Source organism: Prochlorococcus marinus str. MIT 9401, assembly GCF_000760095.1.
Lineage (GTDB): Bacteria > Cyanobacteriota > Cyanobacteriia > PCC-6307 > Cyanobiaceae > Prochlorococcus_A > Prochlorococcus_A marinus_I.
On record NZ_JNAR01000013.1, the window covers coordinates 75,478 to 99,194 of the forward strand.

The following is a 23,717-nucleotide window of genomic DNA, read 5'->3' on the forward strand; positions in this document are numbered from 1 at the left end:
AAATTGAGAGATTTACTTAAAAACCCTATATGGAAAAATTTAGAGTTGGGATATTCTATTCCTGATAGTATTCATGCTGTTTCTGTAGCATTACCAACTTGGAATGATGTAATAAATTACGAGGAAAAAAATCAAGAATGCATGCGTTTATTGAAGTCCATTTACCCAAGATTCGGGCTAAACCCCATTGTGAAAAGATTATGCGAAAAAGTAAAAAAGGAAAATTACTACAACAATAAAAGTGTCTGGCCATATCCGAATGCAAGCATAGCTTTTAAAGCAAAAAAATACATTGATAGAAATACTTCTAAACAATTCTCATTAATAGAAAAAAGAGATAATGTAGCTTTCTTAATAACTGAAAAAGAAGGAAGTATTTATGCAAAATCTTTTTGGCAACATACTGGTCTTGGTATCTCTTCGAGGGCTGCTGCTATAGAACTAGGTCTTGAAGATTGCCCTCCAAAATCTTACGTAATTGAATGTTCTCAAAGAATAAAAAATAGAATTTCTAAATCTACAAAAATTAACTCTAATGATATTCACTTAACTTCATCTGGAATGTCTGCATTGTATACATCATTAGAAATCATATATAAATTATTTCCAGCTAGACCAACACTCCAAATTGGTTTTCCATATGTGGATGTACTTAAATTACCAATGAATATCTTTCATGGAGCCAAATTAATTACAGAAGAAAATTGCAAAGATATTGAATTTGAAATCAAAAGAATAAATCCATCAGCATTAATTATTGAACTACCGAGTAATCCAATGCTCAAATGTGTAAACATTAAAAAAATTTCAAAAATAGCAAAAAAGTTACATATTCCCTTAATTGTTGACGATACAATTGGTTCAAATTTAAATATAAATTCCTTAGAACATGCAGATATAGTTTTTACTTCACTTACAAAAATTTTTTCAGGAAGTGGTGATATTCTTGCCGGATCATTAATACTAAATCCAAAAAGCAAATGGATTGATCAATTAAGAAATGCATTAAACGAGATTCATCTTCCAACACTTTCCGATGGAGATACAGTTTATCTAGAGAAAGTTAGTAGAGATGTAAATCAAAGAGTTTTTAAACAAAATAAAGCATGTTTAGAATTAAAAAAAAGATTAGAGACCCATAGCGAGATTAAAAATATTTTCCATCCTGAAAATTGTCCAAATTTTAATTCTTTACTCACTTCTGATGGAGGATACGGCTGCTTATTATCGTTTGAATTAAATGGAGGATTGAACAAAGCTAAAAAATTTTATGATTCTCTACAAGTATCTAAAGGACCTAGTTTAGGTACAAAATTTACCTTAGTTTGTCCTTATGTTTTACTAGCTCATTATAACGAGTTGGAATGGGCTGAAAGTTTTGGTATACCTTCGCACCTTATTAGAGTATCAGTTGGATTAGAAGACCAAAATCAATTATGGAAAATCTTTTCTGAAGCACTAAATAATTTCTAAATTCCTAGTATTTACCGTATAGAAACTTATATACTCTTTTTCTGAATAATAGTTAGTATTAATATATATTTTCTCAATATATAAATGGCAAAAATTTATGAGGACAACAGTTTTGCTATTGGAAACACTCCATTAGTAAAATTAAAATCAGTAACTAAAAACGCGAAAGCTACAGTACTTGCAAAAATTGAAGGTAGAAACCCCGCTTACAGTGTCAAATGTAGGATTGGCGCAAACATGATCTGGGATGCAGAGAAAAGTGGGAAGCTTACAAAAGACAAAACTATTGTTGAGCCAACTTCCGGAAATACAGGAATTGCTCTAGCTTTTACTGCTTCAGCAAGAGGTTATAAACTGATCCTCACAATGCCAGAATCAATGTCAATTGAAAGAAGAAGGGTTATGGCAGTATTAGGTGCTGAAATTGTTTTAACAGAGGCATCTAAAGGTATGCCTGGAGCAATAGCTAAGGCTAAAGAAATTGCAGAAAGTAATCCTTCTCAATATTTCATGCCAGGTCAATTTGATAATCCAGCAAACCCTGAAATTCATTTCAAAACTACTGGACCAGAAATCTGGGATGATTGCGATGGTGAAATTGATGTTTTAGTTGCAGGAGTTGGAACTGGCGGCACAATAACAGGAGTTTCAAGATACATTAAACAAGAGAAGGGTAAAAATATCACTTCTGTAGCTGTAGAGCCCTCACATAGTCCTGTTATTACCCAGACAATGAATGGAGAAGAGGTTAAATCTGGACCACATAAAATTCAAGGAATTGGAGCAGGATTTATTCCTAAGAACCTTGACTTGTCAATTGTTGATAAGGTTGAACAGGTAACAAATGACGAGTCAATCGAAATGGCTCTTAGATTAGCAAAAGAAGAAGGTCTATTAGTTGGAATATCTTGTGGTGCTGCTGCTGCTGCTGCTGTTAGATTAGCTGAACAAGATGAGTATGCGGGTAAAACTATTGTAGTTGTCCTACCAGATTTAGCAGAGAGATATTTATCATCAATTATGTTTACTGAAGTTCCAAGCGGAATCATTCAAGAACCAGTCCAAGCCTAAAGCTATTTTTTCTCCAGTAATGAATCTGGTGAAATATACATAGCATCGCCATAAGAGAAAAATCTAAATTTTTCTCTTATGGCTTTTTTATACAAATCTAATAATCTTTCTCTCCCAATCATTGCACTTACTAATAGTAATAATGAACTTTTAGGAAGATGAAAATTAGTTAATAATCCGTCAACTACCTTAAATTTATAACCTGGCTTAATTACTAAATCTACGTATTTCGCTATGGGAATAAAGTCATTAATTTCGTTAGAATAACAACTTTCAAGAGCTCTCACGCTAGTTGTCCCAATAGCAATTATTCTTCTATCTGTTTTCTTTATTTTTTTTATTTCCTCCACTACTTCCTCATTAACACTTACCCATTCTTTATGAAGTTTTAAGTTGCTTAGATCTTCTTGATCAATTGGTTTGAATGTTCCATAGCCCACGTGCAAAGTTATCGGTAAAATTATTACTCCTTTTTTTTTAAGATTGGAAATAAGACTTTTGCTTAAGTGTAAACCAGCAGTTGGCGCGGCAACTGCCCCTGGATTAGTTGCATACTCAGTTTGATAACTATTCTCATGAAAAGATGATTCTTCTTCGGAATTCTTTATATAAGGAGGGAGAGGGATTTCCCCGTATTTATCAAGAAGGTCATTCATTGAATTGAGATCAGTTATATTTTCAGGAAATTTAATAAATCTTCCTCCAGTTTCTTCATCTACCCCATCAACCATCAAATTAATATCTTGTGCAGAAGGAGATTTTAATATTATTTCTCTATTTATTTTTAACTTTTTCGCTGGCTTTGCCAAACATAACCAAACACATTCATGAGATCTTTCTAAGACTAATAATTCGACTAAAGTCCTATTTTCTAATTGAACCTTTAATCTTGCCTTCATTACTTTAGTATTATTTACAACCACAAGATCGCCTTTTCTAAATTCATCTAAAAGATTCTTGGTAAATTTATTAATTAAGCAATTCTCTTCTAAAGCACTATTTCTAACTATCATCAATCGTGATTCATGCCTTATTGCAGAAGGTTTACTAGCAATTAATGAAGGATCTAGAAAGTAATCATAAGCTTCAAGCTTATAATCTGTTCCTTCACTATGAATTTTTTCAATCAATTAAATTTAAGATACAAGTGTCTCTGGCTCATTTTCAATCAGGTAAGCCAAGTCTTTCAAGAATGAAGCACCATCAGCTCCATAGATCACTCTGTGATCAGCTGTAAGATTTACTTGCATTATTTTTTTAACAGATATTGAACCATCATTATTAGCTATAACAGTTGGTTTAGATGATGCTATCGCTAAGATCGCACCGGTCCCTGGGGGTAGTATTGCGTCAAATCTATCTACACCAAACATACCAAGGTTAGATAACGTAAATGTTCCCGTTGAGTATTCATCTGGTTCTAATTGTTTTGATCTCGATCTTTTTACGAGATCTTTCCATTCCCTAGATAATTCAAACAAATCAGTATTGCATGGTTCTTTTAGTACTGGAGTTATTAGTCCCCCATCTTCCATCGCAACAGCAACTGCAATATTTATATTTTCTGGATAAGAAATTCCATTTTCTGAAAAGCTTGAGTTAACTTGAGGATGTTTCTTTAGTGTCTTTGCAACTGCCTTTACAAGTAAAGCAGTCATAGTCACTCCATTCTGTTTTACCTTTTTGTAGAAATTATCTAATTTATCTGTATTGATAGAGTATCCAACCCTAAAACATGGAACCTCTAAACTAGATTCCATATTTTTATTTACCGCTTTTTGAAGAGTATTAAATTGAACTGTTTCTCCAGGATTACCAAAACTATTGCCAGAAGTTTCTGGTTTACTTTTAACTCCCAAATTTACACCAGGAATACTTGCAGGAGAATCACCTTCCCCTATCCATGGTATTGAGACAGGTTGGCCATTAGCTTTTAAAATATCATCGGCTTGAATCCTTCCATGGGGGCCAGATCCATGAACCTTTGCTAAATCAACACCCATTTGAGATGCTAGTTTTTTAGCTCTTGGAGATGCAATTATCCTCGAAGAAACATTACTTGTAGCGGCATTAATTTGATCGGTTTTAAAAGATGGGACAGGCTTTTCAAGCTTTAAGACGACTTCCGCTTCTTTATTAATATTTTCAGTCTGGACTACTGGTTTTTCTTCAGTTTTATTGCTTACCAATTCAAGTTGGTCTGAAGAAGATACTTCGGGTTGATTCCCTTTGTTTTTTTCTTGAACTGAAGCTATCTCATCCTCATTTTCTACAATGAGACCAATAGTTTCTCCAACAGGTGCAGTGCTGCCAGCAGGCATTAAAACTGCTGCAAGATATCCATCTTGAAAAGACTCAACATCCATATCTGCCTTGTCAGATTCAACAACCAAGACAGATTCGCCTCTCTCAACCTTATCTCCCGGATTTTTCAACCATTCCACAATCTTGCCCTCTGTCATAGTAGAACTCAAGGCAGGCATGAATATTTCGTGAGACATAAGAAAATTGTTATTGCATAAGTTTTAAGGGATTTTTACCAAACTTTCAAAAGTTTTTATGATTAAGAACCCTTTTAACTCTTGTTCTAATTATACGAAATCATGTTCACAGTGGGAACTCTTAAAACTTAAGAAAGTAATAATTTAGATCGATAAGAATTTAAAAACTTTTCACAGTTAAGATTTACTTACTTTATCAAAAATACTAAATCTCTTGATTTAATTATTATCTATAGACTGAATAACGCCGTCTTTAACAGTAATTGAGACTTGCATTTTTTCAATAAGATTGTCGCCCACAGTGACATCACAGAAACTATCAACTTGCCCTTGATCAACAATTTCGTCCATTTTCAATTCGCGAACTTGACTCTGTTGTTGCAGTAGATTTCTTTTTTGTTCTTCAATTTCATTTCGTTTTGCTGCTACTTGTTGTTGCACCTGACTAACCTGTTCTTGAACCCTCGGATCTAGGGGATTAACCGATTGGGATCTAATGTTATTTACTATTTGCTGCCCCTCCTGCTCAAGTTGAGATAATTGCTGATCAATGTTTGAAATTGCTTTACTTAGTTCTTTTTCAGCATCTTCCTTCCAAGTTGGAGTAACTACAGCTTTAATAGCTATTGAGCGCTTTATAGATATTGAGTTTTTTGTTTCCATAAAAAATTAAATTACCTTTTCAATATAGAAAGAACAAATCAATTTTTCTTACTAAATTTCTGTTCATACATATTTTCTATTTGTAATGAATACTTTCTTTCTATTTCTTTTCTTTTTTGTTTAAGAGTTTGCGTTAATAACCCATTTTCTAAAGTAAAGGCATCAACGAAATAACAATCTAATATTTGTTCTTCTGATCTTGCTCCTAATCGACTTTTCAGCAAATTATTAATTTGTGATTTAAAAAATGTACCAATATTCTTATCAAGGTTTAACTTTGAAAGGTCTTCTTCCAAAAACTTGTTTTTAACTAATTCGACATTAGGCACTACAAGGGCCGTTAAACATTTCTTATCTTGTCCTACTAGTTGAATTTGATTGATAAATTCAGAACTAAGGATTTCGGTCTCTAGCGGATTTGGTTCTATATTTTCACCGCTTGATAGCACTATTGTATCCTTGGCTCTTCCTGTTATAAAAAGGGAACCGTTTGGTATTAGAAAACCTAAATCACCAGTATCAAACCAACCATCCTTGGATAAAACATCTTTTGTAGCTAATTCATTATTAAGATAACCTTTCATTACTTGTGGTCCCTTAACAAGAATTTTTCCTACTTCTCTGAACTTCAGAATCTTTCTTTTATCATCATTTACTATTTTGATTTCGGTAAATGCTAGAGGCTGACCGGATGATCCTCTAACATTTAATTCTCTTCTCCTACAAGTTAATACTGGACTTGTTTCTGTGAGTCCATATCCCACCAAAACATCTACACCTAAAGATTCAAAAAAAAGATCCACATGTTCTGGCAATGCACCTCCGCCATTAATGGGAAATTTCAGTTTTTCTCCGCATAATTGTCTAAGAATATTTGGCCATAAAAAAATAGTAGATAATTTATGTAAAGGATATCGGCCAATAACAGCAGCCAGTAAGGGGATTTTTGATTTGAATGTTATTTGATTGATATCTAAATTTCTTATCTTTCTTAAACTTCTTTTAAAAACAGAACTATTACTTATCAAAAACTTAATAAGTTTTTGCTTTTTGGAAGGCATTTTTTTCAACGCCTGAAAAAAACCATCATGTATTGCCTCCCATAGTCTTGGTACAGTAGCCATGACAACAGGTTTTATTTGTTTAATATCATCTTTCAAGAATTTAGGAATTGTATAGTATTGAGAACAACCACATGAAAAAAAGAAGTATTCAGCACTCCTCTCATAAGAATGCCAGATAGGCAACACACTTAATACAGAGGTCCCAGGTTCTGGATCAGCAATATCGGCTAAATTGATTATTTGATGCAAAAAATTTGCATGAGTCAAAGGGACACCTTTAGGTTTTCCTGTTGTCCCAGAAGTGTAAAGGATAGTAGCAACATCATCAATTTTTGGATTAAATTTTTCAATATTATTAGTTTGTGAATTTTCTTTTTCTGCTTTTCTTATAAATTGATTCCAACTTATTAAACTTTCAAATTGTTCATCTTCTAAATTGATGATAAATTTCAGTCTTTTTTTTAATTCTTCTTTGTTGTTTAACTTTAGCCAAATCTCCTTAGATTGAACTATTAGACCTACTGAATTTGAGTGCTCAATAATATAATCTAATTCTACTGAAGGAGAATTAATACCTCTCACTGCATTTATAGCTCCTAAACGCATTAAGCCTTGATCAACTAATAGCCATCTTGCAGAATTTTCAGATATTACAGTAACTACATCCCCCTTTACTAAACCATAATTTTTAAAAGACAAAGAGACTTTTGTTATTAAATCAGCCAGCTCAGAATAAGAAAATTTTTCTTTGTATTTCCCTCTCAAATCGCAAACAGCTAAAGTATCACCACATTTAAATTTTAATTTTTCCCAAATTTGATCTATGTGATGAAGGTTCTTAATAAAATCTCTATTATTAGCAAATTTATCTTTTTTAGAAAGAGGTTTAGCTGAAGGCCAGTATGCTAAATCACGCATATTAAATTGATTTTGAAATTTTAATTTCTATTTTGATACAAAATCAAAATTAAATTCTTCCTGAATGATTTTTTTAACAATTTTCTTGACTTCTTGAATATTTAAATTTTTATTGTAATCAATCATATTTGCCATAAGACAATTTTCTATTCCGCAAGGAACAATTTTATTAAAGTTTTCTAATTCGCAGTCAATATTGATTGAAAATCCATTTATTGTAATCCATCTTTTACAACCAATTCCTATTGAGGCAATTTTCTTATTTCCTATCCAGACACCAGTGAAGCCCTCTCTTGAATGACAATCTATATTAAAAGTTCCAAGAATTTTTATAATAATTTCTTCAATTTTTCTTAAATACCAATTTAAATCTTTATTAAAATTTTTCAAATCTAACACCAAGTAAGTTATTAATTGTCCTGGCATATGACAAGTAACCTCACCGCCTCTATCAATCTTAAAAACATCATAATTAGTATCATTCAAAGAAAATAATAAATTATCATAATTAGATCCTCTACCCAACGTATAACAGAGTTGATGCTCACCTATCCAAATAAAATCAGGGATAGAGTTATCTAAAATCAACGCCTCCTGATATTCTTTTTGTAATTTATAAACATCATTGAAAAAAGAAATATTATCAGGTTGTTTAATTATTGCTGTTCTATTCACCATATTTAAGTAGATTTAGAAAGTAAGTAAATATTTTTAGATTTGTTATGAAAATTTTAATCCATGGAAAAAATCTTGAGCTCACTGGAGCATTAAAAGAATATACTGAAGCAAAGATAGAAAAAGCAACACATCACTATAAGGATATCGTTAAAGAAGCCGACATACACCTTTCAATAGAAAAAAATCCAAGAGTCTCTTTCCAGACTGCAGAAGTTACTATTTTTGCAAATGGGACTGTAATTAGAGCCGAAGAGAAAACTGAAAATCTATACTCAAGCATTGATTTAGTTTCAAATAAACTTTGTAGAAAATTACGCAAATACAAAGAAAGAAACAATAAAACAATTCATAATAAACAATTTAAAAATAAAGATTCTTTGCAAATTGAAAGTATGGAATCAAATTTTTTAGATAAAACTTTATTTAAAGAAGGAACTGAAGCAAGCCTGCCTGAGCCATCTATAAAAAATAAATACTTTGAAATGACTCCAATTTCATCAGACGAAGCAAGAAAACAACTAGATCTAATTGATCATGATTTTTATGTTTTTCGAAACAAGAAAAATAATGAACTTCAAGTTATATATAAAAGGAATCATGGAGGTTATGGATTGATTCAATCTAAATAAGTTTTAAATGCCCAATATTGAATATGAATTAAACGAGAAAATTCATGCGATTATTATTAACCCTTATTTATCATGGGAAGATTTCTGTGTGAATTGCGATTTAATAAGAGAATACAAGATCAAAAATATTTCTACTTCACTAAATTATTTAACTGATCTTAAGAACTGTTTGGGTAATTACAGTGCGGATATAAACGCACTCATTTCTTACCCTTTAGCAGATTTACCAGTTTCATTTATCGAAGAATTAGTTTGTTTTGCAAAAGATAAGGGTGCAAAAGGAATTGAATATATCCCAAACTTTATCAATTTATCCAAAAGAAATTTAGAAACTTTCGCTGCTGAAATTGAGCAAGTTAAATTATCTGGATTACCAGTTTCAATAATCATAAATAAATCAAAACTACAAGAAGAAGTTTTTATTAATGCGATAGAAATATGTTTGGAATTAGGAATAAAAAATTTTCAATTCGGGGACGGGTTTGGATCTCCTCTTACATCTAATGATGTCCCCGAAATACTAAAAATAACAGGCTCTCAAAATCAAATCAAAGTTGTAGGTGGCATAAAAAAACTGACGCAAGTAATTGATTTGTTTGATATTGGAATTAGTTGCGTGGGAACTTCCAATTTTTATGAAATTTTTGAAGAAGTTAAAGTAATTTAAATGTCTGGTTCTGGCGAGTGCAGACTAAAAGGTCTCTGTATAAAAGCTTCTCCATTAGGCGAGAATGATAGGTTAATAACTATCCTTAGTGATGAGCAAGGGATTGTTAGATTAGCGGTACCTGGTGCTAGGCGTCCTAAAAGTAGTCTTGCCGCAGCTACTCCTTTAACATATTTAAGTCTGCAGATTTTTGGGAAAAGAAATCTTAAATCTGTACGTCAAATTAAAATATTAAAAAGCTATTCTGGTCTAGGAAAAAATATTGAATGTCTTGCAGCCGCGCAAGCAATAACTGAATTAACATTTTTATTAGTAGGTAATAATGACAAGCAACAAGACTATTTATCTTGCGTTCTTGCACATCTTGATAGGATTTATTTATATAAAGAGTCTCAAGAAGAAGATATTAAAATCCTTTCAATGAGTATTCAATCTTTAATCCATTTATTAGCCATCGGGGGTATTAATTTACCAATTCATCATTGTTGTAAAACTGGAGAACCTATTATTCCACCTTTAGGAAATTGGGAATGGAGTTGTTATTTTTTATCAAATGAAGGGTTTTCATCCATAGAAGATCCTCAAAGTAATCTAAAAATAAATGCATCTGAAGTTGCACTATTACAGAGACTTCTTTTCCCAGAATTACCAATAAAATCTAATGGAGAGTTGTTAGGTCCCAAAAAAGTCTGGCTTAAAATATTATTCATTATTGAGACATGGATCTCTACTCAATTAGAGAAGGAGCTATCTTCACTAAAAATGTTGAGAGAAATATATAGTTAGCTTTTTCATGAAGCATTAAAAGTTTTAAAAAATATGATCATGACGCCTTTGCCTGTTAACTTAATAAATAGTTAATTCAATTAATGTGGTTCATATTGCCTGGTTGGGAAAAAAATCCCCTTTTTGTGGAAATGTAACTTACGGTAATTCAACTACTCAGGAATTAAAGGCCAGAGGGCATAAAATTAGTTTTATTCATTTCGATAATCCCTCTAGTTCAAATTCATCAACACCATTATTTCTTGCAAATGATCCTGATGTAAGTCTCCCATATTTAATTAAATCTCAAGTCTATACAATACCCTCGCCAAGGGCAGAAAAAGAGCTAAGGCTATCATTGGAAAGATTAAAACCTGACATAGTACATGCAAGCCTAACTTTATCTCCTTTAGACTTTAGACTCCCAGAGCTTTGCAATGAAATTAATGTTCCTCTAATAGGAACATTTCATCCACCATTTGATGCAAAAAATAGAAATCTAACTGCGAGTACTCAACAATTAACATATCAGCTCTATGCTCCCTCTTTAGCAAAGTTCGATAAAATAATTATTTTTTCTGAACTTCAAAAAAATGTTCTTGAGAAATTAGGAGTACCTAAAGAAAAACAAATTATTATTCCAAACGGCGTTGATGAAAATATTTGGAGACCTTTTTGCAAAAAAAGTAAAAAATATGATCAGGTAAAAAACAAACTTGGAAATGAAAGAATCTTTTTATATATGGGAAGGATTGCAAATGAGAAAAATATCGAGGCACTTTTACGTTCTTGGCGCCAAACAAAAACTCAAAATTGCAAATTAGTTATTGTTGGGGATGGGCCAATGAAGCCAACACTTGAAAATAGTTTTTCTAACCTTGGTAATGAGAAATTAATTTGGTGGGGTGCGGAATTAGATTTAGAAACTAGGATAGCAATAATGCAAATAGCAGAAGTATTTTTCTTACCAAGCTTAGTAGAAGGTTTATCATTATCACTTTTGGAGGCAATGTCTGCTGGAACTGCTTGTGTAGCTACAGATGCCGGAGCTGATGGTGAAGTTTTAGAGCACGGAGCAGGAATAGTAATTTCAACTGATAATGTGGCAGCACAATTAAAAACCATAATCCCAATTCTTGTAGAACACCCTTCATTTACAAAAGATCTTGGAGAAAAAGCTAGAGAGCGTATACTTGAGAGATACACAATTGCTAAAAATATAAATTCACTTGAAAAAGTTTATATAAGCTTAAAAGATAATTGAAAAACTTAACGAAACTCTTTACTTCGATTACTAGCTGAAAGTATTGATTCCATCAGTGCTGATCTTACACTCTTTTTTTCTAAAACCCTTAAAGCAGAAATAGTTGTTCCGCCTGGAGAGGTTACTAAATTTTTAAGCTCAGAAGTAGTAAGTTTATTTTCCTTTATTAGACAAATAGTCCCTAGTATCATTTCCATAACAAGTTCCTCTGAAATTATTTTTGGTAATCCCCCGCTTAATCCTCCATCACTTAATGCTTCTATAATTAAAGCAATAATTGCAGGACCTGATGAAGTTAAAGCTAAAAATATATCAAGATAATCTTCAGTAAATTCATAAATTTTACTAGTATTTTCAAATAATTTTTTTGTAAATTGTTTCTGATCTTCTGTAATTTCCTCTCCCCAAGAAATCCCTGTTAAACCTTTTCCAATAGTTATTGGAATATTTGTAACCACCCTCACACATTTATGATTAGGAAACTTTTGGGTAAGTCTATTTATTGAAACCCCTGCAAGAATTGAAACTATTAAATTGTCCTTATTTTTTATATCATGGGCCTCACTTATATCATTCAACTGTTGGGGCTTTATAGAAAGAAGTTTATATTGACAATCCCAAATTATTTTTGACTCTATAGAACCTGATTTATAAACATTTATATTATGTTTATAATTTTTTTTTATATTTTCTAAACTTTTTTCTGTATTTACAACACAAAAAACATTCTCTGGCTGAATTAATTTGTTATCTAATAGAGGGGTAAGTATAGCACTTGCAATATTTCCAAAACCAATAATCGCGAGTTTACCAGTCACTGATAAATCATGAATAAGCACTTAATTTTGAATTGCCCCATGCTGGTTCAGGAGCAGTATTTTTGCCCAAACCATATTGTGGTGTATTTTCTGCAGGAACAGAAGAAGGAGAAGCTTCTTCAGGGGAAGAACTAGTTACATTTACACAACTTGGTGCAAAGAGGAAAATACTTTCACCGACTCTCTCTTGATGCCCATCAATTGCATATGTACCTCCAGCGATAAAATCAACCGCTCTTTGAGCTTGATCAGGATCCATCATTGTTAAATTAAGAATTACAGTTTTTCTCTCTCTTAGTGCTTGTATAGCTTGAGGCATTTCATCAAAACTTCTTGGTTCCATCAAACTTACTTCTGAAGATGAATTAGAGATCCCAGGCATTCCAACTACTTTTGATGATCTATTGTTATTCATAAAATCGAAAGGATTTGAATTTGCTAGAGCACCTGCATTTCTTGGATTTTGTTTGAAATCATTAATATCATCTAATTCATCCTCTGATGCATAGTCAAGCTCATCAAAATCATCATCGAGATACTCATCTCCTGCAACAACTGCCTTTAATCTAGAAAGAAGTGACACCTTTTAAATCCTCTTGAAATTGATTACTAAGGTTTAGGAACCTTAAGCAATAAATTCATTTTTTAAATGAATAAACTACCTATACTTAAATAACGTTAGTTGTACTTTACTGCAAGTTTATAGATAAGATTTTTATAAAAAAATAACTAATTAGGATCTACCTCCAAAAATCAATGATCCTATTCTTAACCAAGTTGATCCAGCGTCAACAGCTTCCTCCCAATCACCTGACATACCCATAGAACAATCTGGGAGTTGCAATGAATCAGCAAGGTCACGACATTTTTTGAACAATTCTAAATTTTCTTTAGAGTTAAGTCCTTTAGGATTGATAGTCATTAAACCGTTTATTGAGATATTTTTCAACTCTTGAATTTCTCTCCATTTTAATATTAAAAATTCAGGATCAAAACCGCCTTTTGTAGGATCATCACTCAACTTAACCTGCAACATTATTGATGGATATTTCTTCTCTTCGGATGAAATATTAGAAATCTTTTGCAACTTTTCAAAAGAATCTACTGAATGAATATATTTGAAATTTTGTACTATCTTTCTTATTTTATTACTTTGTATTCTTCCAATAAAGTGCCAATTTATTTGTTTCATGTCTTTTAAAATTAATTGTTTTTCGAAAGCCTCTTGAAACTTACTCTCCCCAAAATCATTCTGGCCTATATTCTGAATAGTTTTGATTTCTTGACTTTTAAATCCTTTACTTACGGCAAGAATATTTACATTTGATGGGATTTTATTTTTTATTTTTAAATAATTTGCAGGGTTCACCTTTTATAAGAAAGTTTGCGTGAATAAATTTTCCCATTTAGATAGCTCTTCAGATCCATTTCTTCTAGCTTTTTGAAGATTTAATTCTGCTTGATTACGGGCATCTAGGTAAGGTATAACTTCAAAAAAAACTTCTCTCTGTTTAACTTCTACCAAAAAAAACATTTTTTGAGCATACAAAGTCGCATAAATATCTCTCCCATCATTTCCAGGAGAGACTTGGTACAACATACCAAATGTTGGATGGTTTAAATAACGCTCAGAACTCAAACCTAAAAATTGTGTTATTTATAATGCACCATACAGTTTTCTAAGAAAAATTGCTATGCAAATAAAACAAATCGACAATGTATTAACAATTACATTAAGAGATTTTGAGGGATAAAGTGTCCTAAATCTATTAGTTTTTATAAGAATTTCTTTTTTTGAGAGCAATGACTCTGCTCCTTGGTCAATTCTCAAAAATATATTTTGAAATAACCTTTCCACTAAGATTAATAAAACATTAAAGGATTTCTTTAGTCCTAAATTTCGAAAATTTATTGATCTAACTGACACTGATTTAATGATATTTTGAAGTTCTTCCTGCACTAGAGGAATAAAACGTAATGCAATTAACAACTGAAAAAGCCACTTACTAGTTGGCAATCCAATCTTTCTTAATGGATACATAAACCAACTTAATCCCCATACAATGTCTTCCTGCAATGTGGTTAAAAGCATCAAATTCACACTATGAATAACGGTAAATATCAAAGTGGAGGTTTTTATTCCCAGTTCCAAAGCTTTTCTTGATAAGTTAACTGGACCAAAATTAATAAACCATATCTTCTGCGAAGGAATTTGCAAAACATTCCATTCTTTTTGGCTTTCCAGTACTACTTGTAACTCATTGGGATTTCTTAAGTAGCCATCAAGAGATTGAATATCAGATGAGGCAAGTATTGATATACATCCAATTAATAATGACAAACATGAGAGAAAAAATAATGATCGCCACCATACTCTAGATGGCAATAAACTTAAAAAAGTAATTAATAGTAAAAAACCAACTAAACTCAATCTCCATATTGGACCTGCCCAAATTGGAGTGATTAAAAATATCATTACCATAATTATTTTTAATCTACTATCTATAATTCTTAGCCAACTACTATTACCATGAACATATTGACCAACAGAAAATTTGGTTAGCAAATTCATTAATCTTTTTGAATTAACTCAATATTTTCTCTTTCGACTTCTTTATTTAAAGCTCTTTGCTGTTTTCCTCTCCAAAGTAAAATAAGGGGTGTGCCTTCAAAGCCTAAATTTACTCTAATTTGTTTTTCAATATATCTTCTATAAGTTATTCCGAATAATTTAGGGTCATTTACAAAAAGAGTAAAAGTGGGAGGTTTGTTCTTTACTTGAGTACCATAATAAAGCCTACCTTGCTTGCCGCTTCTCTTCGTTGGAGGACTTTTCCAACTGATTGCTTCTTTAAGTACTTCATTAACTACTGATGTTGTAACTCGTCTTCTGTGTTGATTTACAGCATTAAGAGCATGCCCAAAAATATTATCAACTCTTTGACCAGTTAGGGCAGATATAAAAATCATTTTTGACCAGTGTAAAAAATAAAGCTTAGATCTAAGTTCTTTTTCAACTTGATAAATTGTTGAACTATTTTTTTCTACAAGATCCCATTTATTAACAACAATTATGCAAGCTCTGCCTTGTTCTTCTATACGCCCAGCCAGCTTCTGGTCTTGATCTGTTACTCCGTCAACCGCATCTACAACTAACACACAAACATCACTTCTATCTATAGATTTAAAAGCCCTATTAATACCAAAGAATTCAGTACCATATTTTACATTCTTCTTTCTTCTAATCCCTGCAGTATCAATTATTTTCCAATGATTATCACCTTTTTTAATAAGCGTATCTATTGAATCAGTTGTCGTACCACTAATATCACTAACTATTGCTCTTTTTTCTCCACAGATTGAATTTAACAAACTAGATTTACCAACATTAGGCCTACCAATAATTGACATCATTATCTTTTCTTCATCATCCTGGATATTATTTTCAGGGAGTTCGCCAATAACGAGATCTAAAAGATCTCCAGTACCTGAACCGTGAATAGCCGAAACAGGGTTAGGTTCCCCCAATCCTAATTTCCAGAATTCTGAAGCTTGGGATATTCCTAGAGTAGTCGATTCGCATTTATTAACAGCAACAATTGTTTTACAGCTTGAGTTTCTTAACCATTTTGCTATTGATAAATCACCATCAGTAACTCCTTGATTCCCATCTACCACCAGTAACGCTAGTGAAGCCTCTTCAAGAGCCAAGAAAACTTGTGTCCTTATCTCTGGGAGAAATTCACTATCATCATCAAAAACTAAACCTCCAGTATCAACTATTTGAAATTCCTTACCTCCCCATGAAGCATTTTGATAAGTTCTATCTCTCGTAACACCAGGTTTATCAAATACTATTGCATCGTTACTTTGGCAAAGACGATTAACTAAGGTGGATTTCCCAACATTAGGTCTTCCGATAATTGCTATTGTAGGAAGAATCAATTCTTCTCTCCAAAGAAAGTAGTATCCATTACAACTATACCTTTAATAGAATCATTTACCCTTTTCAAAAAAACTTATTTGATTTCTGGATCGCCAAAATGTCCTTTAACTGGATTAAAAGGTGGTGAACTAAGACTCGGCATTAATCCATTATCTTTTGAAAAACAATCATTTTTAATCGCCCAATAAATCAACCAATTTACTGCCGTCGCTCTTCTAGTTCTTCTTGGATAAAGTTCATTAATCTTATAACCTTTAAAATTAAGAAAATTTTTCAATCCCTGTTTATAGTCTTTTGGAATTGATCGAGTCAAATGTACTGAGGCTGGTCGCTCTGAAATGATTTGAGGAGCTTCTTCAAATTTTTCTGACCAATAAGAAGGAGTTAATGCGCTAGAAACCCAATTATTTAAAGTTGTTTCTCTAGTATAAAAAAGTCTTTCCCAAACCAATTCACAAACAAAAACATCACTAACCCTATCTTCGAGAACAAGAAATAATAGATCTTTACATATTGGCCATGTAAATTGATTTTCAACTAATTTTTCTTTTTTATACATTAATCAAACCTTATCAAAATCAAAGAAAAATAAGGCATAAATTCCTTTTTATATTGTGATGCATATTGAATAATTTGATCAGGCATCCCAATACTTAAAGCTATTAATGTTGTATTGATGATATCCTCTTTTTTTAAAATTTCCCTGACTAAATTCCATCTTTTACCAACTTTCATAATGGCCAACACCGTTTTGGTTTCCTTACTTTCCCTAATTAGGGTTGTTAATTCAGATTCTGAAGAAGGGCATTCTTTTATGATTAATGTCTCGCCTTTTTTTACCAAATCAAAATCATTCAAAGCTGCTGCTGCTGAAATAGAGGAAATACCAGGTATAGTTTTGGTGATAATTTCAGCATGATTATTTTTTATTAACCTCAAAATATTAGAAGAACTTGCAAATAGTGAAGTATCTCCAAGGCAAAGTAAAACAACTGATTCGCCATTTTGTATAAATTTCACAATTTTTTCTACAGCATTAGACCATATTTGATCTGGATCAAAATCCTTCCTAGCCATTGGGAAGATAATAGGGATATTTTTTTTAAATTTGGTGTATTTCTTGACTATTTCCGCAGCGAAACTCTTTTTATTATCGTCTGATATTGGAAAAACTATAACTTTCGCTTTTTTTATTGCTTCCACAGCAGCAATTGTTAAAAGCGATGGATCTCCAGGACCTACACCAACGATGGTGAATGTTGGTAAATCATTTTTATATCGATTAAGTAAAATCAGGAACTTGTTTATTATCATTTTTATTTTATTAACTTTAGCTATGTACCCTTGGCAATATAAAAGTTTCAGCTAGGATTGCTGACTCAATTTCAGACAATTCCTTTAACCTTTTGAAAGTTTGATTTTTGTAAAATTTAGTTTGGGCTAGTTTCCAGTAAACTCCAAAATGTCTTGCCTCACTCTCTAGCAGAGACTCATAAAGAGATTTAAACGATTTATCTTCAGAATTCAGCGCAAGCAAGCTTAATCTTTCATGACTTCTTGCTTCAATAAGTCCTGCTATTAAGAAACTATCAAGCATTCTATTGGGCTCTTCCTTTCTTATATTCTTAGACAATTCAGCTCCATATGGAGGTGGTTTTAACGACTCAAGAGAATGTCCAAGATCTTTTAAAAAATAAAGTATTTTTTCAAAATGCTCTAATTCCTCTCTCGCTATTGGACTTAGAACCTCTGCCAGATTTGGTTCTGATGGATATCTAAACATCAACTGAATAGCTACTCCTGCTGCTTTTCTTTCACAATGAGCATGGTCAATAAGAATATGTATTGGATTAGATAGTGCAAGTTTGATCCACTCATCTGAGGTGGATGACGATAAATATTTAATATGAGAAGTGGGCCTTTTAAAATCGACTAGCATTTAATCTTTAATACTCAAATACCCAATGATTCCTTCAAGAGCTAGGGAATAACTTGATATGCCGAATCCACTAATAATTCCTATAGCTTTATCTGTAAGAAAAGATTCTTTGCGAAAATCTTCTCTACTGAAAATATTTGAAATATGTAACTCTACAAAAGGAATTTTTGATCCAATTAAAGCATCACGAATAGAAATCGAGGTATGAGTAAAAGCGCCAGCATTTATTAGGATACCTTGGATACTTTTTACAGATTCCTGAATTTTATCTACTATTTCTCCTTCGTGATTACTTTGAAAACATTCAAGATTAATACTTTTTTCTTTAGCAATTTTAGTTAAATCTTTTTCTATATCACTCAATGTTTTATTACCATATATTTCAGGTTCTCTAGTCCCCAAAAGATTTAGATTTGGTCCATTTATCAATAAAATATTCATCATCAATAAAGTCTTTTCTTTACAAATGCTATCTAGAAAGAAACAAAAAAACCAAAACAATTTAACACAAAGTGTCCATTAACTGATAAGTTCAAATAGTGGGGGTCGGTGCCCGAGTGGTTAAAGGGGGCGGACTGTAAATCCGCTGGCTCTGCCTACGTTGGTTCAAATCCAACCCGGCCCACTTTAAAATTGCCCTTGTAGCTCAGCGGTAGAGCACTCCCTTGGTAAGGGAGAGGTCTCGGGTTCAAGTCCCGACGAGGGCACTCGCGGGATAGCTTGGTTTCAGTGAGATAACCACTACCGCACAAAGAAATTATTCAGAAGTGGACGTCCGTATTCGGCTCCACTTTTCTGTTTTAAAGGTAGATATCTGGAGGTGCATCACACAAACGATGACACCGAAATGGCAACAATCAGAAGAAGCGGCAGAGGCTGGCAGGTCCTTATCAGAAGGAAGAATTATGTAGGGCCCAGGTCAAGAACTTTTCTTTCCAGAGATCTGGCCCAATCATGGGCAGATGCAGTCGAAGAGAGAACAAAAAAGGTTTTCAGAGATGTCCCAATAACCCTGGGAGAGGCAATCAATGAATATATAAATGGTCCTCTTCTGCTGCACCGCAGTGCGGAAAATGAAAAATATCCTCTAAGAGTGACAGCAGAAAGCTGGCTTTGAGACATTCCACTAAGTGATCTGCAGATAAAGCACTTTGCGGTCTGGCGAGATGAACGATTACTGAAGGTGAAACCAAATACAGTGATGCGGGAACTGAGGATATTAAGAGTACTGATCGACTGGGCAAGAGATGAAAGAGGAGCAGAAATAAAAGATAACCCCGCAAGGCATCTGAGAGTGAGAGGCACTGGAGATGCAAGAGCTACATTTTTCACTGATCAAGACGAGAAAAGACTTCTATATGAACTGTCTCAGATGTCCAATAAAAATCATCTGAGACTCACAAAGCTTGCACTGGCAACTGGATTTCGCCGCTCCGAACTTCTGAGCCTGACCTGGAGAAATATTGATATAAAAAACAACAGAATCTATATCCAAAGAAAAGAATGTGCAGCAAGAGGAGGTTCAAATTCAATGCGAATTGTTCCATTGCCATCAAATGTAAAAAAGCTACTAAGAAGTTTTGAAGGTAAAGAAGGCAAGGTGCTCCCTATTACAAAAGGATCTGCAAGAAATGGATTTGATAAGGCAAGAAAAAGGGCCGAGCTTAACACTCTCAGATTTCATGATCTTAGGCATATAGCCATAAGCAGAATGTGGAGTTCAGGAATGAATGCTTTGGAGATAAGTGAATGCAGTGGACACAGAGATATTAAAATGTTGATGAGATACAGTCACTATCAATTAAGTTTTTAAATTAATAACTTTCACCCCTGGGGGGATTTCAAAGTGATTGGACGTATAAACGAAAGATAACTTTAGATAAAAATTTAAGATTTTTTGAATAAATTCTGTATTACATAAATATCATCTGCCTTAGGATATTTTTCCTTAAAAATTTTGCGGGAAAAATTCTCGCATGAGATCTAAATAGGATTAACCTCTATTTTATATTTCTGGCAAACCTGATATAAGAAATTTTTTTTATTAGATAATCTTTTGATATTAGTATTCATTTATTACATTAGATCCAAAATTATTTAATCGATCAAAATCAATTGTCAAAATACCCCTTCGAAGCCATATGGGCTGAGGTTCCAAAACTAAAGAAGAGAAATCAGGCTTTAAAAATCTTATGGTTTTTCTCGTTTTATTCATATCAAATAAATCATTAGTAAATTCAGCAATGTTTTCAAAAGAGATTATGATGTTGAATACTCTTTGATATCCCAAATCGTTTTTATTTAATTTTGAGAGAAGAATTTTACAAATATCTTTACAAGAAATACCACTTGGATCTTTAAAACAAATCACTGAGGCAATTTCAGCATTTTTAATTTTTTTAAATGACTGGATTTGATTAATACTAATTTTATGTTCTCTAATATCTGGATTTAAAGTTGATTTAATTTCAATATCAGGATTATTTTCTGAGGACTTAATATCAAAAGCTTCATTTCTGGTTGAAATCCAATGATTAGTTATAGAAGGATAGTTATTAATTAAATTTAAAACTACACAAACTTCTGAGAAGAAGCCTGAACTACTAAATTTTTTATTCCCAAGATTAAAAGTTTCAATTACATTAAGAAATCTATTAATTTGATTTACGTAATCATCAGATTCAAGCAAATCGTTGATATGCATCAACATCTCATATTGTTCTTCTATTGAATTAGAAAAATAAATTAGTGGGCAACCAAAGACTTTACATGAATTATCTATAACAGATGTATATTCAGTTGGCGGGCTCAACATGCATACATTTTGTATTCCTACATTTGTTCTGTAAATATTTGAGGGGAAAATGATTACTAAATTTTTTGAAGAATTAAATCCAAATATTGAGTTTTTAGAAAGCTTGATATCAGAAATAAATACTCCTTTTTTATCATCAAAAATATGCTCAAGAGAACTATTGTAAAATTTTTTATACTCTAAAATTGAAAACATTATTGACTATAAAATCTCCAATTATCAAGATCAGGAAATTTTACGTGAATAGTAAATGTTTTACTTTGATTATTCAAAAAATAACTCTTTACCCTCCTATCTGATTCGAAATTATCATCATAAGCCCCTTCATTTTGAATAGAAAATCTTACTAAATTCAAATGTAAAGTAACCATATCTTTTTTTACCATGTCTCTATCTTCTAACCATTTTTTGGGTCCTAAATTTTTCTTTGGATCATAACCCCTGTCCATGTTTCTAATCATGGGCAGTTCATAATCTTCAATTCTTTCTCCATTTTTTTTAGTAGGATACTTTATTTTATATTCTGAAGGATTTGAAGAAAAATTTTCTTCATCTAATCTTTCTGTTCCTTTAATTACGGCAAGCCTCAAGCAAGTAAGTATTTTATCAGAGTCCTTAAATTGAGTTAAATTATTTTGGATAGAAGTATTCAAAATAGCAAGATGATTAAGGTCTGCTTCGCAAGTTTGATATTGATTTAACAAAACTTTCAAATCACCTATCGTCATTTCTTCTGAAGCTAAACATCTCCATTTTTTAAATGCTTGCGATGAAAAGTTATATTTTTCCAGAATTTCCATTCCCAAATCGAGATTTTTTTCTCTTTGTTCAAAACTTAAATATTGAGCATATTTTGGGAAAAACCAACCAAAAATTCCATCAGTATTTAAAACATCATGAATATTAGATCTAGTAGGCCTAAAGGGCTTTTTTATAGGGATAGAGAAGCCTCCTTTAAGATATGGTTTCTCATCAAATAAGTGGTCTTTTAAACCATGTCTTATAGAGTTTTCAGTAACTAGAGCAGCTTTATAGAAATTTAAGTTACCGTTATCTAGCCAAAGCCTACTAAGATTCAAATGATCTTCTGATTTATAACCACAAAATCTGGCTCTCTGTTGAATATTGTCTGCATTAGTTCCTGGATTTCTTGAGAGATAAGTAACCATTAAACCTTCTACTGTAAATCCTCTTTCAATAGACATTGCACCGATTATTATATGAATTCTAGATTGCTCCCAAAAAGCTTTTAAATCTTCAATTTTATTATCTTTATTGATAATGGAAATTCTTGGTACTTTTTCAATTATTCTTATAACTTCAACTTGAATTTGACTCCAATCACTTAAATCTGGAAAACCAAGATTTTGGGAGATTTCATTTATTAAATTATTAAAATTAACTTCTTGTAAAACTTTTGAATCTCCATATTCTTCATCGAGCAAATCAATAAGTTTGTCGAAGTAATCATCTATCCATTTTCTATATCTCTTATGCTCTTTTGTTGAAGAATCTGGATGACATAAGAAGGTGAATGGAGCTTTTAAACCTCTTTTTCTAGCAATAGCGCAGGAAATAATAAAATAATTTAAAGATTCTATAAGAGATTCTGGTGGATCTTTTTGACCATCATCAATTTCCGGAATATCATCCTCTTCAATTGTATTTACATAGAAATTTATAGTATCTGTATTTCTGAAATAAGTATGAATCCCAATATACTTTTCTGATCTTCTAGAAATTGAGACATATGTTGGAGAAAGTTCATCATCACTAGGAATACAAAAAAGTGCATTAGCAGTAGCAGTAACTTGAATAAACGTTGTAAATTTTGAATGGCAATCTATTAAATTTTTTATTAACTTATATGTTGGGCTTTCTTTTTTTTGTCTTATCATCGTATTCAAACTTGCTTGATCAGCTTCGTCATCCAAAATAATTGAGCCAAAATTCTTTTCTGTGAGATTTAATTCTTGAAATTTATTTGTTAAATCTTTAATATGCTTCGTCTCTTTTAATATGATAGAGACGATCATTGTTTTATAAGATCCAGATCTCACATTTCTATCCAATTGCTTAACTTGCGTTTTCAACTGAGAGTCGTCGCCTTTATAAAAATAGAATTTATCACGATCTTTATCTATCCATTGAAGAATTGCTTCTATTCTTGATTCATTTTGTGCCTTTAAAATTGTTTTTGTACCAGTCAATAAACTTGTTAACAGAAAGTTATTGTCATGAGCTAATGCTATGGCTGCGGCCATAGTCAAAGTCTTTCCACTTTGAACATCTCCTATATGTAAATTTGTCCTCTTGCTTGTATTAACTGAATTTGGCTGAATGCATCTTTGAAGAATCATTTTTGCATTTTCTTTAATTATTTCTATATCATCAGGAGATAATTTTTCCTCTTTCTTGCAATAATCCTGAAAATCAATAAATGTTTCTCCATTGATAACTGGATTCCAAAAATCATTAATAGGCTTAGGGATTATTTCACTCATTA

25 protein-coding genes and 2 tRNA genes are annotated in these 23,717 nt (G+C 32.0%); 10 read left to right on the top strand and 17 right to left on the bottom strand.

The window, feature by feature from the left end; genetic code table 11:
• The first annotated feature begins 3 nt into the window (after window positions 1-3).
• Together EV01_RS04100 and cysK are read left to right on the top strand one after the other, a co-directional pair.
• The gene (locus tag EV01_RS04100) at window positions 4-1,473 is read left to right on the top strand and encodes a PLP-dependent transferase (protein WP_032517538.1); all 1,470 of its coding nucleotides are present in this window, start codon (window positions 4-6) and stop codon (window positions 1,471-1,473) included.
• 84 nt (window positions 1,474-1,557) lie between these two features.
• On the top strand, window positions 1,558-2,544 hold the full coding sequence (gene cysK / locus EV01_RS04095) for a cysteine synthase A (protein ID WP_032517536.1): 987 nt from the start codon (window positions 1,558-1,560) through the stop codon (window positions 2,542-2,544).
• 2 nt (window positions 2,545-2,546) lie between these two features.
• Here the strand turns inward: cysK and queA are convergent, their stop codons facing one another.
• The 5 genes from queA to lipB form a co-directional block, all read right to left on the bottom strand.
• Window positions 2,547-3,674 carry a tRNA preQ1(34) S-adenosylmethionine ribosyltransferase-isomerase QueA gene (gene queA / locus EV01_RS04090; protein ID WP_032517535.1) on the bottom strand — a complete coding sequence of 376 codons (1,128 nt, stop codon included), beginning with the start codon at window positions 3,672-3,674 and terminating at the stop codon, window positions 2,547-2,549.
• A gap of 6 nt (window positions 3,675-3,680) precedes the next feature.
• Window positions 3,681-5,045 carry a dihydrolipoamide acetyltransferase family protein gene (locus tag EV01_RS04085; RefSeq protein WP_032517533.1) on the bottom strand — a complete coding sequence of 455 codons (1,365 nt, stop codon included), beginning with the start codon at window positions 5,043-5,045 and terminating at the stop codon, window positions 3,681-3,683.
• Between the two features lie 219 nt (window positions 5,046-5,264).
• The gene (locus EV01_RS04080; protein WP_025880659.1) at window positions 5,265-5,708 is read right to left on the bottom strand and encodes a YlqD family protein; all 444 of its coding nucleotides are present in this window, start codon (window positions 5,706-5,708) and stop codon (window positions 5,265-5,267) included.
• Window positions 5,709-5,746: 38 nt separating this feature from the next.
• Window positions 5,747-7,690, bottom strand: a complete 1,944-nt coding sequence (locus EV01_RS04075) for an AMP-binding protein (RefSeq protein WP_032517532.1) — start codon at window positions 7,688-7,690, stop codon at window positions 5,747-5,749.
• 27 nt (window positions 7,691-7,717) lie between these two features.
• A complete protein-coding gene (gene lipB, locus EV01_RS04070) occupies window positions 7,718-8,368 on the bottom strand; it encodes a lipoyl(octanoyl) transferase LipB (protein ID WP_032517531.1) in 651 nt (216 codons plus the stop codon).
• Between the two features lie 44 nt (window positions 8,369-8,412).
• On the opposite strand from lipB, the gene hpf reads away from it, so the two are divergent.
• The 4 genes from hpf to EV01_RS04050 all read left to right on the top strand — a co-directional run bounded on the left by hpf (window position 8,413) and on the right by EV01_RS04050 (window position 11,693).
• The gene (gene hpf, locus EV01_RS04065) at window positions 8,413-8,997 is read left to right on the top strand and encodes a ribosome hibernation-promoting factor, HPF/YfiA family (protein ID WP_032517530.1); all 585 of its coding nucleotides are present in this window, start codon (window positions 8,413-8,415) and stop codon (window positions 8,995-8,997) included.
• A 7-nt stretch (window positions 8,998-9,004) separates the two neighbouring features.
• Window positions 9,005-9,664, top strand: a complete 660-nt coding sequence (locus EV01_RS04060) for a deoxyribose-phosphate aldolase (protein WP_032517529.1) — start codon at window positions 9,005-9,007, stop codon at window positions 9,662-9,664.
• Window positions 9,665-10,450, top strand: a complete 786-nt coding sequence (gene recO, locus EV01_RS04055; protein WP_032517528.1) for a DNA repair protein RecO — start codon at window positions 9,665-9,667, stop codon at window positions 10,448-10,450.
• An 85-nt stretch (window positions 10,451-10,535) separates the two neighbouring features.
• Window positions 10,536-11,693 (top strand): glycosyltransferase family 4 protein, encoded by a 1,158-nt coding sequence (locus EV01_RS04050; protein WP_032517527.1) that lies wholly within the window; start codon window positions 10,536-10,538, stop codon window positions 11,691-11,693.
• 5 nt (window positions 11,694-11,698) lie between these two features.
• On the opposite strand, the gene proC is transcribed toward EV01_RS04050, so the two are convergent.
• The 10 genes from proC to aroQ form a co-directional block, all read right to left on the bottom strand.
• Window positions 11,699-12,511 carry a pyrroline-5-carboxylate reductase gene (gene proC / locus EV01_RS04045; RefSeq protein ID WP_032517618.1) on the bottom strand — a complete coding sequence of 271 codons (813 nt, stop codon included), beginning with the start codon at window positions 12,509-12,511 and terminating at the stop codon, window positions 11,699-11,701.
• 7 nt (window positions 12,512-12,518) lie between these two features.
• Window positions 12,519-13,094, bottom strand: coding sequence for a cell division protein SepF (locus EV01_RS04040; RefSeq protein WP_032517526.1), 576 nt, complete (start codon window positions 13,092-13,094; stop codon window positions 12,519-12,521).
• Window positions 13,095-13,244: 150 nt separating this feature from the next.
• Window positions 13,245-13,880 carry a YggS family pyridoxal phosphate-dependent enzyme gene (locus EV01_RS04035; RefSeq protein WP_032517525.1) on the bottom strand — a complete coding sequence of 212 codons (636 nt, stop codon included), beginning with the start codon at window positions 13,878-13,880 and terminating at the stop codon, window positions 13,245-13,247.
• Between the two features lie 3 nt (window positions 13,881-13,883).
• Complete coding sequence (locus EV01_RS04030; protein WP_032517524.1) at window positions 13,884-14,150, bottom strand: PII-interacting protein PipX family protein; 267 nt, start codon at window positions 14,148-14,150, stop codon at window positions 13,884-13,886.
• An 18-nt stretch (window positions 14,151-14,168) separates the two neighbouring features.
• Window positions 14,169-15,083, bottom strand: a complete 915-nt coding sequence (locus EV01_RS04025; protein WP_032517523.1) for an energy-coupling factor transporter transmembrane component T family protein — start codon at window positions 15,081-15,083, stop codon at window positions 14,169-14,171.
• Complete coding sequence (der, locus tag EV01_RS04020; RefSeq protein ID WP_032517522.1) at window positions 15,083-16,456, bottom strand: ribosome biogenesis GTPase Der; 1,374 nt, start codon at window positions 16,454-16,456, stop codon at window positions 15,083-15,085. Before der ends, EV01_RS04025 begins: the two co-directional genes overlap by 1 nt.
• Window positions 16,457-16,530: 74 nt before the next feature.
• On the bottom strand, window positions 16,531-17,016 hold the full coding sequence (locus tag EV01_RS04015) for a DUF1823 family protein (protein WP_032517520.1): 486 nt from the start codon (window positions 17,014-17,016) through the stop codon (window positions 16,531-16,533).
• A complete protein-coding gene (cobI, locus tag EV01_RS04010) occupies window positions 17,016-17,771 on the bottom strand; it encodes a precorrin-2 C(20)-methyltransferase (protein ID WP_032517518.1) in 756 nt (251 codons plus the stop codon). Before cobI ends, EV01_RS04015 begins: the two co-directional genes overlap by 1 nt.
• A 16-nt stretch (window positions 17,772-17,787) precedes the next feature.
• Window positions 17,788-18,396, bottom strand: coding sequence for a tRNA-(ms[2]io[6]A)-hydroxylase (locus tag EV01_RS04005; RefSeq protein ID WP_032517517.1), 609 nt, complete (start codon window positions 18,394-18,396; stop codon window positions 17,788-17,790).
• Complete coding sequence (aroQ, locus tag EV01_RS04000; protein WP_032517516.1) at window positions 18,397-18,837, bottom strand: type II 3-dehydroquinate dehydratase; 441 nt, start codon at window positions 18,835-18,837, stop codon at window positions 18,397-18,399.
• A gap of 102 nt (window positions 18,838-18,939) precedes the next feature.
• Here aroQ and EV01_RS03995 point away from each other — a divergent pair.
• From EV01_RS03995 to EV01_RS0108910, 4 genes are all read left to right on the top strand, one after another.
• A tRNA-Tyr gene (locus tag EV01_RS03995) sits at window positions 18,940-19,021 on the top strand.
• Window positions 19,022-19,031: 10 nt separating this feature from the next.
• Window positions 19,032-19,103 (top strand) — tRNA-Thr (locus EV01_RS03990).
• A gap of 113 nt (window positions 19,104-19,216) precedes the next feature.
• A complete protein-coding gene (locus EV01_RS09980) occupies window positions 19,217-19,513 on the top strand; it encodes a hypothetical protein (RefSeq protein WP_241433428.1) in 297 nt (98 codons plus the stop codon).
• Window positions 19,514-19,579: 66 nt separating this feature from the next.
• Entirely contained in the window at window positions 19,580-20,209 is a 630-nt protein-coding gene (locus tag EV01_RS0108910) for a tyrosine-type recombinase/integrase (protein WP_241433429.1), read from the top strand.
• Between the two features lie 249 nt (window positions 20,210-20,458).
• Here EV01_RS0108910 and EV01_RS03985 read toward each other — a convergent pair whose 3' ends face one another.
• Both EV01_RS03985 and EV01_RS03980 read right to left on the bottom strand, forming a co-directional pair.
• Window positions 20,459-21,406 carry a hypothetical protein gene (locus EV01_RS03985; RefSeq protein ID WP_032517515.1) on the bottom strand — a complete coding sequence of 316 codons (948 nt, stop codon included), beginning with the start codon at window positions 21,404-21,406 and terminating at the stop codon, window positions 20,459-20,461.
• Window positions 21,406-23,715, bottom strand: coding sequence for a Z1 domain-containing protein (locus tag EV01_RS03980; RefSeq protein ID WP_032518610.1), 2,310 nt, complete (start codon window positions 23,713-23,715; stop codon window positions 21,406-21,408). Before EV01_RS03980 ends, EV01_RS03985 begins: the two co-directional genes overlap by 1 nt.
• Between the last annotated feature and the right edge of the window lie 2 nt (window positions 23,716-23,717).